The sequence below is a fragment of the Kordia sp. E genome (assembly GCF_056033805.1).
On sequence record NZ_JBRASR010000002.1, the window covers coordinates 615,870 to 630,287 of the forward strand.

The window sequence follows — 14,418 nt, forward strand, 5'->3', positions numbered from 1 at the left end:
TAAAAAAGGCTGTAATAAGTATTACAGCCTTTTTGAGTGATCATTGAATTAATTAAGTGTCAATGTATATGTGTATTCTCTCGGATTGCTTAAGTCTAATACTATTGTATAGTTTCCAGCTGCTGGTACTGCAATATTATCTCCTCCATTTTCCAATGAACCGTCAGCTCCAGTATCTCCATAGTTCCAATCCCAACCGTCGTTTGCTCTGAATTTAATTTCTTCAGCAGTTAAATCTAAGGTTACTGACCAAGTTCCTGATGCAGCGTCATAGACCATATCAGTATCACTGTCCCAACCTGTTGGTGTTCCTGATCCGATAAGTCCCCAACTATATTGTGCAGCACTATATGTTAAGTCTCCTGTATCTACTTTTAATAAGTAGTATCCTGATGAAGCTTGCACATTTGATTCTCCATCTTCTACTAAAACTCCTGAGAAACTTCCATCATCTCCCCAATCTGTATTTCCCCAAGCAAAGTTTCCTGCGGCATCTGGCGCCACAAATTTGTATTCAGTTTCTAACCAAACATATCCTTCATAGTCAGTAGCTCCAAATTCAGAAGAAGCTAATCTTGGTGCTGTAGCTGGATCCCATCCTTGGTGATCTCCTGGTACTGCAATTTTAGGTAACGAAGTAGTGTATGGTGTAATGTTTAGCGTAATTACATCTGAAATTTGTTGTTGTGCATCTTGTGCTCCAATCGAAGAAATTACACGTACATCTAAGTCTCCTGCTACAAATGGATTTAATCCTGCAGCGATAGATACATCATTTAATTGCTGATTTGTCCAAGAGATAAAACGCTCATTAGTTGATCCACCTGCAATTGGTGTAGCGAAGTCTGTTCCTGCTAAAGCAATCTCTACACTATAATTAATAGCGGTTTGCGCATTGTAATCCGCGTCATTCCATACTAACGTAGTAGCTACGTTTTGTTCGTTTGCTGCACTCAAAACAATTGCTGTTCCTGATGCTGGTGTAACTAATTGTGGTCCGCCTTCTGGACTAGCAATGATTAAATTATCATCATCACTACACGCGTTGAATCCAACAAAGGCAACTACTGCTAAAAAGCCTGCTGATATTTTATTTAAGTTTTTCATTTGTATATACTTTTTTTATAATTCGGTCAAATGGAATTCGCTAATAACCTTATTGGTTAACAACAACTAGTATTGTTGCTCATTTCATTTGTATATTTTTTTAGTAACCTGGGTTTTGAGTTAAGTTAGGGTTTGCGGTAATATCTGTAGATGGAATTGGAAATAAGTCTCTGAATGCTTCCGTTGTTGTTCCTGTTTCTACATTTCCTTTCCACGGCCAAATCCCTTGATCAGAGAATTGTCCGAAACGAATTAAATCTGTTCTTCTGTGTGCTTCCCAGTGTAATTCTTTTGAACGTTCTGCTAATAAGAATTCATCTGTGATATCTGAAAATCCACCAATTGGGTTTGCGTTTGAGCGCTGTCTTACTAAGTTTACATATTGTACTGCTAATCCTTGGTCGCCTGTTCCACTTCTTTTTACAGCTTCAGCATACATTAAGTACGCATCAGCTAATCTGAATACAGGAAAATCCGTATCGATAAAGTCTCCTGAACTATCTGATCCTTGAACGCCAGTGCTTGTTACGTTTTTGAACTTTTCTACTGCATATCCGTCATTAAAATTGAATACATCTGCAATTTCTAATTCTTGACCATCAGTAAAGAAGTTTGCTCTGTTATCTGTAACTAATTCTGAAGCTGAGAATTTGTTTACAAAAGCACTCGTAGTTCTAATTCCGCCCCAACCTCCGTTGATACCGAAAGCCGCTGCACTCATGTTTCCACCAACTGGCGCATGTACTAAGAATGTCATGGCTCCAAATCCTTGTGTGTTTAATCCATCAGAATTAAAAGTGAAAATGAATTCGTTTTGAGCTCCATTCGTATCGTTGTCTGCTAAGAATAATTCATCATAGTTATCATGAAGTACATAACCTGCTCCAATAATATTTTCTAGGTATGGAATTGCTTGTGCACTTTGATCAGTTCCTGTATATACCTCAGCATTTAAGTGAAGTTTTGCTAATAACATCCAAACAGCAGCTTTGTCTGCTCTTCCATATACATTTTGACGTGCACCAATCATTGTTGATTCAATTGAAGTCAATTCAGAAATAATAAAATCAAACACTTCTTGTCTGCTTCCTTGTGTTGGTAAAAATGCTCCAATAGGATCTTGTTCTGTTACAAAAGGAATATCTCCAAACATATCAATGGCATGCCAGTAACTTAATGCTCTTAAGAATCGCACCTCAGCTTTGTAAGCTGCTGGTAAAAATTCTGATTCAGGAACATCTGCTGTTGCTCTTAAGAATTCGTTAGAAATAGAGATTTGAAAATAGATTCTGTTATACATTGCTGTAATAAACTCGTTTGCTGGTGTCCATACTTGCCAGTTAAGGTCATGAATGGTTCCATCATTCCAAGCAATTAACGCTTCATCAGTGGTTAATTGTTGGTGTTTCCAGTATTGTCTTAAGTAGTTTGAGAATCCTTCGTCAATTCCTGTAATATCAGGATTACCTGCTGGACCTTGTTGTCCACTTACTACAAAACCTGCATAGATTCTGGCAAGAAATTGCTCATATGCCGCAGGATCATCGAATACATCTGCTGCTGACTGCTCTACTATTGGCTCTAAATCGAGTTCGCTTTCACAAGAAGTAAATCCTATGCTCGCTATTAGCAATAGCAGTACAATACCTATACGATTTGATTGTTTTTTAATTGTTTTCATCATTGTGTGTATTTGGTATTACTTTTTATAAGTTCAAATTAAGTCCCATCAATATGTTTCTTGATCTTGGATAGAAATTGTTGTCAATTCCACCACTAATTTCAGGATCTAATCCATCGTAATCTGTTATTACAAATAAGTTTTGTCCTGTTGCGTATACTCTCATACGTACATCTTTGAAGATGTTGTCTAAGTTATATCCTATCGTTAAGTTATCTAATTTTAAGAAAGAAGCATCTTGTACGTAGTAATCAGAGAATAATTGTTGATTTTGAAATCCTGTATCTAAGATTGATGCGTTTACATTGTTGATAGAATTCGCTCCAAATAAAGCTGCAACATTTCCTGTGTTAGACGCTACGTTATTGTAAGCATAGTTTCCTATACTAGCTCTCATAGTAAACCCGAAATCAAATTTTCCGTACTGCATGTTTGATGTGAAACCAAGTACAGCATCTGGATTTGGACTCTTGTATCTGTATCTATCATTTGTATCAATAACACCATCAGCGTTAATATCTACATATGCTCCTTCAATCGGCGCTCCTTGTGCATCGTATATTTGTTTGAATACATAAAAAGAGTTTGCTTCATACCCAACAGAGTTAATTTGAATTGTGTTACCAACTCCACCTGCAATTCCTCCTGTTGGAGAACCTGGAGATGTTGGATCGTCTGTTAAGAATAGTTTCGTGATTTTGTTCTCGAAGAAAGAAACATTGAAGTTTGTGTTCCATGAAAATTTATCATTTTCTATAATTGTAGCATTTAAATTTACTTCTAAACCTCTATTTTCTAAGTTACCAACGTTTGTAAATAAAGCGTTTGATAAGTTTGTTCCTGCTGGTACTGGAATAAAGTTGATTAAATCTTCTACTTTACGCTCATATACTTCTACCGAACCTGTTAAGCGATCGTTGAAGAATCCGAAATCCAAACCAATGTTAAAGGTTTTAGAACGTTCCCAACGTAAGTTTTCATCATATTCTTCAGGACGAAGTGTTGTTACAAAACGTGGTGTTCCATCAGAATTGTATCCAAATTGGTACTGTACTTGTCCATCACCTGTTGTATAACGTGGAATGTATCCGTAATCTTGACCAAATTCTTGCTGTCCAGTTTCTCCGTATCCAGCTCTTAATTTTAATTGAGAGAATACTTTTGAACCTTTCATGAAATTTTCATCGATAATATTCCATCCTAATGAAAGTCCGCCAAAAAAGTCTGAACGATCATCTGGATTTAAACGAGATGAGCTATCATTTCTTAAGTTGAACGTTAGTAAGTATTTATCGTCATACGAAAAGTTTACTCTACCAAAGTAAGATTCTAAAGCGTTTTCTGTCTTAAATACATTTCCAGTTACCTGACCAATTCCAGTTGTATTTTGGAATCTGTTTGATCTGTAAAAGTTTTGGAAAGAGTGACCAACTGTTACATCAACTGTACTTTTTATACTTTCAATATCTTTCTTGTAGTTTGCATACAAGTCTAACAATTTACTTCTGTTAAGTGTGCTATATGTTCCTACTAGTCCTTGATCGTTGAAGTTTGAAGCTGCAGTTGCTGGAATATTTAAGTTTCCATCTACTTCAAAATAATCATATCCACCTTTTGCAGTCACTTTAATATCTCTAAAAAATGGTAGTGTATAATCCAATTTTAAACTTCCTGTACTTCTTTTTGTATCTGCTGTATTACTGTTTAGTTCTAATAAACCAACTGGGTTACGAACCGCAATTGTGTTGATAGTACCATCATTGTTTACATTTTCAGTATATCCACCAAAAGGACTTGTTGCGTCAAATACAGATTGCGTTGGATCAAAAGAAACTGCTGCTCCAATTGCGCCAGTATTTCCAAAAGTGTCATCTAATAAAGCACCTAATACATTTGCTTCAATTTTAAGATCATCATTTAATAATCGTTGAATAAACTTCACAGAACCTGTCCAACGTTGTACTTTAGAATTACGTAAAGTTCCTCTTTGATTAACATATCCAATAGAAGCTCTATAATTAGAATTATCAAAACCACCAGAAATTGTTACGTTTGTATCTGATGTTAATGAACCTCTATAAATTTGATCTTGCCAATCAGTACTTGTATCTCCTAATTGCGCAATTTGATTTGCATTTCCATTAGTCGACACTAAATCTCTAAATTGAGTTGATGATAAAACATCTACTTCATTTACGTTGCTTCCAACAGAAGTATAATGATTTACATTAATGTTTATTGGTTGACCCGATTTTCCTGTTTTCGTAGTAATTAAGATAACTCCACCAGTTGCTCTCGATCCGTAGATAGAAGCAGCAGAAGCATCTTTTAATACCGTAAATGATTCAATATCATTTGCATTGATATAATTAAGTCCGCTATTTCCTTGGTCTAACGGAACTCCATCAACTACAATCAATGGACTTGAACTTGCCGATAACGAAGAAACTCCACCTCTAATCTTAATAGCAGAACCAGAACCTGGCGCTCCACTTGGTGGTGTTACTTGTACTCCGGCTGTTTTACCAGAAATTAATTGTTCTGGAGAAACAATCGCTCCACCATTAAAATCATCAGATGTTACTGATTCTACAGCTCCAGTTACATCTTTCTTTACTGCCGAACCATACCCAACTACAATAACCTCATCTAGTTTGGATGCATCTTCTTCAAGTGCAACATTTACGCTAGTTTGTCCTGTATATAGTACTTCCTGACTTTTAAATCCTACATAGGAAAATACGATGGTTTGTCCGTCACTAACATTGACTTGGTATTTACCATCAAAGTCAGTTGTGGTTCCGTTTGTTGTTCCTTTTACGATTACATTCACTCCTAATAATGGAGTTTCAGTACCTTTTTCAGTAACAACACCCGTCACTTTTGTTTGGGCAAACATTCCTAGTGGAATAAAAAAAGCCAAAAACAAAATAAATTTTTGCATTTTCTTCATTTGTTTAGTTTTTTATTTTCAAAATTGTCGAAAAACAATCACGTATTTTAGTAAACATTTCTGAACAAATTGTTCGTCATTTACGTAATCTTTTAAGTTTAAATACTCTATATTTTTACCTCTCGCTGTTAAAACTATGTAAATTTTGAGTAAATAAAAATGCAGGCATAAATTTTAGGGTTACGCAATCGTTTTCGTGTTGACAACTTTTGTAATCATTGAGTTTAATCTAATCAAAACAGCGTATTTTTAACAAAAAAATAGAAAATCACAGCTTTAATTATTGATCTTATAATAAACCATCATGAAACGAAAAGTAACCCTCAAACAAATAGCCAGAGAATTAGACGTTTCTGTATCAACTGTTTCGAAAGCATTAAGAAATAGTAAAGAGATAAGTTTAGACACTAGAAGCAAAGTTCAGGCATTTGCAAAACTATATAATTACCGTCCAAATAATATCGCGTTAAGCCTAAAAAATAAGCGAACAAAAACGATTGGTGTTATTATTCCTGAAATTGTCCACCACTTTTTTTCTAAAGTAATTAGTGGAATTGAAAAAGAAGCGAATAGTAGAGGTTATAATGTTATTATTGGATTGTCGAATGAATCATTTGATAAAGAAGTGATTAATATTGAAATGCTTGCCAATGGAAGTATTGACGGTTTTATACTATCCGTAGCCAAAGAAACGCTGCTTTTACAAGATTATCACCACTTTTCTGAAACCATCAATCAAGGAATGCCTATTGTCATGTTTGATAGAGTTGTAAATGAAATTGCTTGTGATAAGGTAATTGTTGATGATAAAATGGGTTCTAAAAAAGCGGTGGCTAAATTAATAGAAAGTGGTTGTGAAAACATTGCACTCATCACTACAAAAGATTATGTAAATGTTGGAAAACTCCGAACACAAGGCTATTTACAAGCATTAGAAGAACATAAAGTAGAGCCAAAATCTTCGCTTATTATTAAAGTTGAAGAAAACAAGGATAAAGAAATTGAGATTGAAACCTTAGAAAAAGAGATTTCAGCATTGTTAGACAAAGAAAAGTCAATTGATGGTATTTTTGCAGTAAACGAATTATATGCAATTACTGCTATGAAAGTTGCCATAAACAAAGGATATAAAATTCCTGAAGATCTTTCTATCATTGCATTTACTGATGGTGTATTGTCCAAATATGCAATTCCATCATTAAGTACTATAAGTCAACATGCCGTTGAAATGGGCGAAAGATCAGCAACCATGTTAATTGATAAATTAGAAGAAATTGTAGAAGAAGAAAAATACAATACAGAAGTCATCAACACAACATTAATAGAACGTGACACCACACGATAATTAGGTGATTTTCAGCGCTTAAATTATTAAAATTTGAAAGTAAAATTGGTCAGATTCTAAATTTAATCATGGCTATTTCAAAAAAACAACTATATTTACAGCGTAAAAAATCAGAACTTATATTTTTATCTCTCAAATAAAAGTAAGTTTTGATAAGTCATAGCGCTTATCGTACTTAGTACTAACTAATACATTACGATAATGGAAAAGCGTAAGTTAAGTTTCTGGGAAATTTGGAACATGAGTTTCGGTTTCTTAGGAATACAATTTGGGTTTGCCTTGCAAGGTGGATTCATGTCTAGAATATTTCAAACTCTCGGTGCCGCTAAAGATGACATTCCTATGTTATGGATTGCTGCTCCACTGACGGGTTTAATAGTACAACCAATTATTGGATACCTTAGTGATCGAACTTGGCATTCCCGATTAGGAAGAAGAAGACCTTATTTCCTTATTGGAGCTATTCTAAGTTCACTCGCATTATTCTTTGTACCACATTCGCCAACATTATGGATGGCAGCAGGTTTCCTTTGGATTCTTGATGCTTCTATCAATGTTTCTATGGAACCATTTAGAGCATTAGTAGCTGATAAATTACCAGAATCGCAACGATCATATGGTTTTGTTGTACAAACACTAATTATTGGTATTGGAACTTGGGTTGCTAGTAACTTACCTTGGATGATTTCTAAGCTTGGCGTTAGTGATGCTGCTGCTTCCGGAGTTGTTCCTATGTCTGTAAAAGTAGCATTTGCCATCGGAGCTTTTATCTTTATGGTAAGTATTCTATATACTGTTTTTACAACGACAGAATATCCTCCTGAGGATATGGAGGAATTCGAAAGAGAGAAAAAGCAAAAAAGCAGTTTCATTACAAACATTCTAGAAAATATTGGTAGCATGCCTACCACAATGAAACGTTTAGGTATCATTCAATTTTTTAGCTGGTTTGCATTTTTCACCATGTGGAGTATGGCAAATCCTGCTTTGACAGAACATGTATTCAAAAACCCTAATCCGACGGAAGAAATATATGCGAAAGCAGAAAAAAATGATAGTTTCAAAAAGCAAAATACACTTGATTTCTTAGCAATTGCTGCAAAAGATAGTGTATTTGTAAAAAATGCAATCAAAGACACATTAATTGCTAATGCAGCTGCCTCCAAGGAAATCTTAGCAACATATTCATCTTTAAAAAGTGAATCAGAAAAACTGACGTATTTAGAAAGTAAAACAAATTCTTTTCAAGATAAAAAAGTATGGTATTGGGCTAGTAATGATAAATTTCAAAAATCATCCAACTTAGTTGGTTCATACATGGGAACGTATGGATTATCATCTATGGTTTTTGCATTAGTTCTTGTGTTATACACATCGAGACGAAGAATCAATAGAAAATTTGTACACATGGCTTCATTAATTCTTGGTGGAATCGGATTCATAATGATGTATTTTGTTCCTTCTCCAGATTATCTAATCGTAAGTTTCACACTTATAGGTTTTGCTTGGGGAAGTATTCTATCCATGCCATATGCGATGTTGTCAAGCTCTGTAGATCCAAAGAAAATGGGCGTTATCATGGGAATCTTCAATATGTTTATTGTAATTCCTCAAATTATTGCCGCTTTGGGCGGAATTAACTTTATCTCAGGACTTTTTGGTGAAGGCGCTATCAACGCAATGATCCTAGCTGGAGTCAGTTTAATAATCGCTGGATTGTGTAATTTCCTAATTACCAACAAAAACGCTATTAGTTACCAAACAGAAGAATCATAAACATACCAATGAATACAAAAGGATTTATATTTGATTTAGATGGTGTCATTGTTGATACTGCAAAGTATCACTACCTATCGTGGAAACAATTAGCAAACGAGTTAGGTTTTGACATTACGCTAGCACAAAACGAACAGCTCAAAGGAGTAAGTAGAGTACGTTCCCTAGAAATAATTTTAGGTTGGGGAAACAAAACACTCTCTGAAGAACAGTTCATGAAATACATGGCAGAGAAAAACGATAACTACTTATCGCACATTGCACAAATGGACGCCGGAGAAATTCTTCCTGATGTCCCAAAAACACTAAACTATTTACAAAAAACACAGCAAAGAATTGCATTAGGTTCGGCAAGTAAAAATGCTCGTAAAATTCTACAAAAAGTAGGATTATTCGAAAGCTTTGAAGCTATTGTTGACGGAAACGACGTCAGCAAAGCAAAACCTGATCCAGAAGTATTCTTAATTGCTGCACAACAACTAAACAAAATACCAACGGATTGTATTGTATTTGAAGATTCTGTAGCTGGCGTCACTGCCGCAAATACTGCAGGAATGATTTCTATCGGAATAGGTTCCGAAGAAACATTGGGTCATGCAGATTATGTCTTCAAAGATTTTACCAAAATACAAACCAGTTTTATAAACGAATTAATAAATAGATAGCTCGGAATCAGATCGTTTCTAGCTTAATACCTAAAAGCGAAGCGACCTAATTCCTAAAAGCTAATACCAAAAAAATAATGAATCAGAATTATATACAACCAGATAACTGGTCAATCATCGAAGAAGGATTTGATACCGAAAGTGTCAAATCTTCCGAAAGTCTCTTTAGCATCGGAAACGGAGCTATGGGACAACGAGCTAATTTTGAAGAACACTACTCAGGAGCAACGTTTCAAGGAAGTTATATAGCAGGCGTATACTATCCAGACAAAACTAAAGTTGGATGGTGGAAAAACGGCTATCCAGAATATTTTGCCAAAGTACTCAACGCTCCAAATTGGATTGGAATCAACGTAACAATCAACGATGAAATACTAGACTTAAACACGTGCAAAAAAGTAGCAAACTTTCGTCGTGAACTCAACATGAAAGAAGGTTGGTATGAACGTTCATTCACAGCAACTTTACAAAATGACATTCAAATTGAAGTAGCTTCAAAACGATTTCTAAGTTTAGATATTGACGAAGTTGGAGCCATTTCATACAGTATCAAACCATTAAACAACGACACAACTATAAAATATACTCCATACTTGGATGCTGGAATTGAAAATGAAGATACCAACTGGGAAGAAAAATTCTGGGAAACCATTCAAGTAAAAGCAGCAAACAATCAAGCATTTATTGTTGCCAAAACACTAAAAACTGATTTCCATGCATGTACATTCATGCAAACAGAACTCAAACTAGATGGAAAATCATTAGAGGTACCAACGAATGTTTCTGAAAAATCAACAGACATTTCGTTTCACTATTCGCAAGACGTAAAAGCAAATCAAACCTTTACTATACACAAATATGGAGGTTATACAGTTTCTACAAATCATGATAAAAGCGAACTCATTTCTGCCGCTAAAAAAGCGTTGAACCAAGCAACTTCTCTAGGTTTTGATATTTTGTTAGAAAACCAAAAAGAAGCCTGGGCAAAAATCTGGGAAATGGCAGACATTACCATTGAAGGTGATGTAAAAGCACAACAAGGAATTCGTTTCAATATCTTTCAACTCAACCAAACGTATCTTGGAAAAGATTCGCGTCTCAACATTGGTCCAAAAGGATTCACCGGTGAAAAATATGGCGGAAGTACCTATTGGGACACGGAAGCCTATTGCATTCCATTCTACATGACAACGAAAGATCAGCAAGTAGCGCGTAACCTATTACAATATCGTTACAATCACTTAGAAAAAGCAATTGAAAACGCTCAAAAACTTGGGTTTAACAATGGTGCTGCATTATATCCAATGGTAACCATGAATGGTGAAGAATGTCATAACGAGTGGGAAATCACTTTTGAAGAAATTCACCGAAATGGTGCAATTTCGTTTGCCATATATAACTACATTCGATACACAGGCGATTACAGCTACATTCCTGAAATGGGCTTAGAAGTCATGATCGGAATTGCACGTTTTTGGCATCAAAGAGCAACATTCTCAACGGCAAAAGACAAATATGTAATTCTTGGTGTTACTGGTCCAAACGAATACGAAAACAACGTCAATAATAATTGGTACACAAACTACATTGCACAATGGTGTATCAAATTTGCACAAGAACACCTTGCAAAAGTAAAACAAGAATACATCGCTGATTACGATCGTATCATGCAAAAAGCACGCTTATCAGAGCAAGAAATCTCTTCTTGGATGGAAGTTGCAGAAAATATGTACTTTCCATACAGTGAGCAATACGACGTATATTTACAACAAGACGGTTTCCTAGATAAAGACTTGGTTAGCGTTGCCGATTTGGACCAAGCACAACGACCAATTAACCAAAAATGGAGTTGGGACCGCATCTTACGTTCACCATATATCAAGCAAGCAGATACCTTACAAGGTTTCTACTTCTTTGAGGATCATTTCACCAAACAAGAACTCGAAAAACACTTCGATTTCTACGAACCATTCACAGTGCACGAATCGTCACTTTCGCCTTGTGTTCACAGTATTCAAGCTGCGAAACTAGACAAAATGGACATGGCGTATACGTTTTACTTACGAACGTCACGCTTAGATTTGGATGATTATAATAAAGAAGTGGAAGAAGGTTTGCACATCACATCCATGGCAGGAACTTGGATGAGTATTGTTGAAGGTTTTGGCGGCATGCGAATGAAAAACGACACACTTTCGTTTGAACCACGAATTCCATGGCAATGGAAAGGCTATTCATTCAAAGTAAACTACCGAAATCACATTCTCAAAATAAACGTTACACATGAAGGTACTTCATTTGAGCTAGAAAAAGGAGACGATTTAGTGATCTTGGTTGATGGAAAAAAAGTAGCCGTTTCACCAAACGATTTGGTCACTGTAATATAATAAGGAGTTATTCCCTGCTTTCCGCTGTATCTCCCGAGAAAATCGGGAGGATGCCGCTGCAATCAGGACTAGAAATAGTAATGAGTAGTGAGATTTTAGTATTGAAAATCTTTCAAATGTCATTCTTGCAAAGGCAGGAATTCATCAGAATTCAATACTCAAAACGTCACTTCGAATGATTTTCGGTTGAATGTATTGAGTTACAGAATAGATCTCGATACAAAAAATGTGATCACATTTTCCACTCGATCTGACGATAACAGTTTTATAAACAAGCAGAAACGTCACTTCGAGTGAAATTTTGGAAAAATTTAGTATCGAGAAGTACTATGAAATTATAAAGTTCAAACAAACACGTCTCAATTCTCAATACTAACAACTCAATACTAGATAAAAACAAAATCAGATGAAAAAAACAATCTTAGTTATACTACTAGCTTTCTTCTTCTCTTGCAACAACAAAGAAGACAAAACGAATCTTGACACAACTACGAATATTTCATCTTCTGAAGCTATCGAAATCGTCAATGATATCGAACGTATAGAACCTCCACATTGGTGGACAGGTTTTAAAAACACCAAGCTACAATTACTAGTAAAACATCCAAACATCGCGAAAGCAACACCAACAATTTCATCCACAGGAATCAAAATAGAAACTATAAAAAAAGGAGAAAGCTCTAACTATTTATTCATTGATTTAGACATTTCAAAAAACGTAAAAGCTGGAAAATTCAACATTATTTTCGAATTTAAAAATGGCGACAAACTCACACAAACCTACGAACTTAAAAAGCGAATAAAAGCAGCGAAAGACTATGTTGGTTTTGACAGTTCGGACGTTTTATATCTCATCACACCAGATCGATTTGCGAATGCGAAACCTGAAAATGATCGGTTTGAGAACATGAACGAAACAACCATCAATCGTAAAGATGATTATGCGCGTCATGGTGGTGATATCAAAGGAATTACAAATCATTTAAACTATATAGACGATTTAGGGTTTACAGCAATTTGGTCATGTCCGCTACTCACAAACGATATGAAACGCGGTTCATATCACGGTTATGCTATTACAGATTATTATCAAGTTGATCCACGTTTTGGAACATTTGCAGAATACAAAGAATTGGCAGACAAAGCCAACAATCGTGGAATGAAACTCATTATGGATCAAATAGCAAATCATTGCGGTTTGGAACATTGGTGGATGAAAGATTTACCATTTAATGACTGGGTAAACTATCAAAAAGAATTTGAAAACGGTGAGAAAACTACCTACTCAAATCATAGAAGAACGTCTAATCAGGATATGTACGCTTCCAAAAGCGACAAAAAAGGCATGACAAACGGTTGGTTTGTAGAAACCATGCCCGATCTCAATCAGCGCAATCCATACATGGCAAACTATATCATTCAAAATAGTATTTGGTGGATAGAATCTTTGGGATTAAGCGGAATTCGTCAAGATACCTATCCATATCCTGACAAAGAATTTATGAGTAAATGGGCAGGCGCAATCATGACTGAATATCCTAATTTTTCTATTGTTGGTGAAGAATGGAGTTACAATCCTTTACTTATTGGATATTGGCAAAAAGGCGCTAACAATAAAGATGGTTACGAAAGTAACCTTACATCTACGATGGATTTTGCAATGCAACGTAAAACAGTTGAAGCCTTGACAGAAAAAGAATCTTGGGACAAAGGTTTAGTCAAAATATATGAAGGTTTGGCAAACGACTTTCAGTACGCCAACCCGAAAGACATTATGATTTTCCCAGACAATCATGATATGAGTCGCATCTTTACACAACTTAATGGAGATATTACAAATACAAAAATGGCATTAAGTTATCAGTTGATTTTACCAAGAATTCCGCAAATTTATTACGGAACGGAAATTCTAATGAACGACTTTGCAAAACCTGGAGATCACGGGTTAATCAGAACAGATTTTTCAGGTGGTTGGCAAGGTGATACAACAAATGCTTTTACTGGTGAAGGATTGACTACTGAACAAAAGGATATGCAATCGTATCTTAAAAAGATATTAAACTTTCGCAAAACGAGCAAAGCGATTCACGAAGGAGAAACAACCCATTTTGCACCATTTATGGGAACTTATTTCTTATTTAGAACTTTGGGTGATGAAACTGTTGTGCATATCATCAATAAAAATGAGCAACCAATTACAATTGATTTGAAACGATATGCAGAAATGAATTTGACAGGGAAAACATTGAGAAATGTAGTTACAGGCAAGAAATTCATTTGGAATGATGCCATTGAATTAACAGAAAAAGGAAGTATTATTTTGACAACAAAGTAAATAGTATTGAGAATTGAGAGCGTTTCAAAATGTCAATAGTAAAAGTAGAAAACACTTTTAAAACTATAAAAGCTAAATAAACTTGTCTAAATTCTCAATACTAATACCTAAATACTAAAAAAACAAAACGTCACTTCGAGTGATTTTTCAAAGAAAAATAGTATCGAGA

General features: G+C 35.2%; 8 protein-coding genes. 5 read left to right on the forward strand and 3 right to left on the reverse strand.

Annotation, left to right across the window (positions count from 1 at the left end):
- Positions 1–48 precede the first annotated feature (48 nt).
- The 3 genes from ACUUYC_RS05815 to ACUUYC_RS05825 form a co-directional block, all read right to left on the reverse strand.
- Positions 49–1,107, reverse strand: a complete 1,059-nt coding sequence (locus ACUUYC_RS05815; RefSeq protein ID WP_474264550.1) for a SusE domain-containing protein — start codon at positions 1,105–1,107, stop codon at positions 49–51.
- Between the two features lie 100 nt (positions 1,108–1,207).
- Complete coding sequence (locus ACUUYC_RS05820) at positions 1,208–2,788, reverse strand: RagB/SusD family nutrient uptake outer membrane protein (RefSeq protein WP_474266354.1); 1,581 nt, start codon at positions 2,786–2,788, stop codon at positions 1,208–1,210.
- A 25-nt stretch (positions 2,789–2,813) separates the two neighbouring features.
- Positions 2,814–5,732, reverse strand: coding sequence for a SusC/RagA family TonB-linked outer membrane protein (locus ACUUYC_RS05825; RefSeq protein ID WP_474264552.1), 2,919 nt, complete (start codon positions 5,730–5,732; stop codon positions 2,814–2,816).
- A 313-nt stretch (positions 5,733–6,045) separates the two neighbouring features.
- On the opposite strand from ACUUYC_RS05825, the gene ACUUYC_RS05830 reads away from it, so the two are divergent.
- The 5 genes from ACUUYC_RS05830 (at position 6,046) to ACUUYC_RS05850 (ending at position 14,249) form a co-directional block, all read left to right on the forward strand.
- On the forward strand, positions 6,046–7,086 hold the full coding sequence (locus tag ACUUYC_RS05830; protein WP_474264554.1) for a LacI family DNA-binding transcriptional regulator: 1,041 nt from the start codon (positions 6,046–6,048) through the stop codon (positions 7,084–7,086).
- Between the two features lie 201 nt (positions 7,087–7,287).
- Positions 7,288–8,862 (forward strand): MFS transporter, encoded by a 1,575-nt coding sequence (locus tag ACUUYC_RS05835; RefSeq protein WP_474264555.1) that lies wholly within the window; start codon positions 7,288–7,290, stop codon positions 8,860–8,862.
- An 8-nt stretch (positions 8,863–8,870) separates the two neighbouring features.
- Complete coding sequence (pgmB, locus tag ACUUYC_RS05840) at positions 8,871–9,527, forward strand: beta-phosphoglucomutase (RefSeq protein WP_474264556.1); 657 nt, start codon at positions 8,871–8,873, stop codon at positions 9,525–9,527.
- A gap of 77 nt (positions 9,528–9,604) precedes the next feature.
- Positions 9,605–11,914 (forward strand): glycoside hydrolase family 65 protein, encoded by a 2,310-nt coding sequence (locus ACUUYC_RS05845; RefSeq protein ID WP_474264557.1) that lies wholly within the window; start codon positions 9,605–9,607, stop codon positions 11,912–11,914.
- A 406-nt stretch (positions 11,915–12,320) separates the two neighbouring features.
- Positions 12,321–14,249: a glycoside hydrolase family 13 protein gene (locus tag ACUUYC_RS05850; RefSeq protein ID WP_474264558.1), complete on the forward strand. Its 1,929-nt coding sequence runs from the start codon at positions 12,321–12,323 to the stop codon at positions 14,247–14,249.
- The last annotated feature ends 169 nt before the right edge of the window (positions 14,250–14,418 follow it).

Excerpts from the sequence above, each read along its gene's own strand:
- ACUUYC_RS05815 (WP_474264550.1), bottom strand. The coding sequence starts at position 1,107 with ATGAAAAACTTAAATAAAATATCAGCAGGCTTTTTAGCAGTAGTTGCC.
- ACUUYC_RS05820 (WP_474266354.1), bottom strand. The coding sequence starts at position 2,788 with ATGAAAACAATTAAAAAACAATCAAATCGTATAGGTATTGTACTGCTA.
- ACUUYC_RS05825 (WP_474264552.1), bottom strand. The coding sequence starts at position 5,732 with ATGCAAAAATTTATTTTGTTTTTGGCTTTTTTTATTCCACTAGGAATG.
- ACUUYC_RS05830 (WP_474264554.1), top strand. The coding sequence starts at position 6,046 with ATGAAACGAAAAGTAACCCTCAAACAAATAGCCAGAGAATTAGACGTT.
- ACUUYC_RS05835 (WP_474264555.1), top strand. The coding sequence starts at position 7,288 with ATGGAAAAGCGTAAGTTAAGTTTCTGGGAAATTTGGAACATGAGTTTC.
- pgmB (WP_474264556.1), top strand. The coding sequence starts at position 8,871 with ATGAATACAAAAGGATTTATATTTGATTTAGATGGTGTCATTGTTGAT.
- ACUUYC_RS05845 (WP_474264557.1), top strand. The coding sequence starts at position 9,605 with ATGAATCAGAATTATATACAACCAGATAACTGGTCAATCATCGAAGAA.
- ACUUYC_RS05850 (WP_474264558.1), top strand. The coding sequence starts at position 12,321 with ATGAAAAAAACAATCTTAGTTATACTACTAGCTTTCTTCTTCTCTTGC.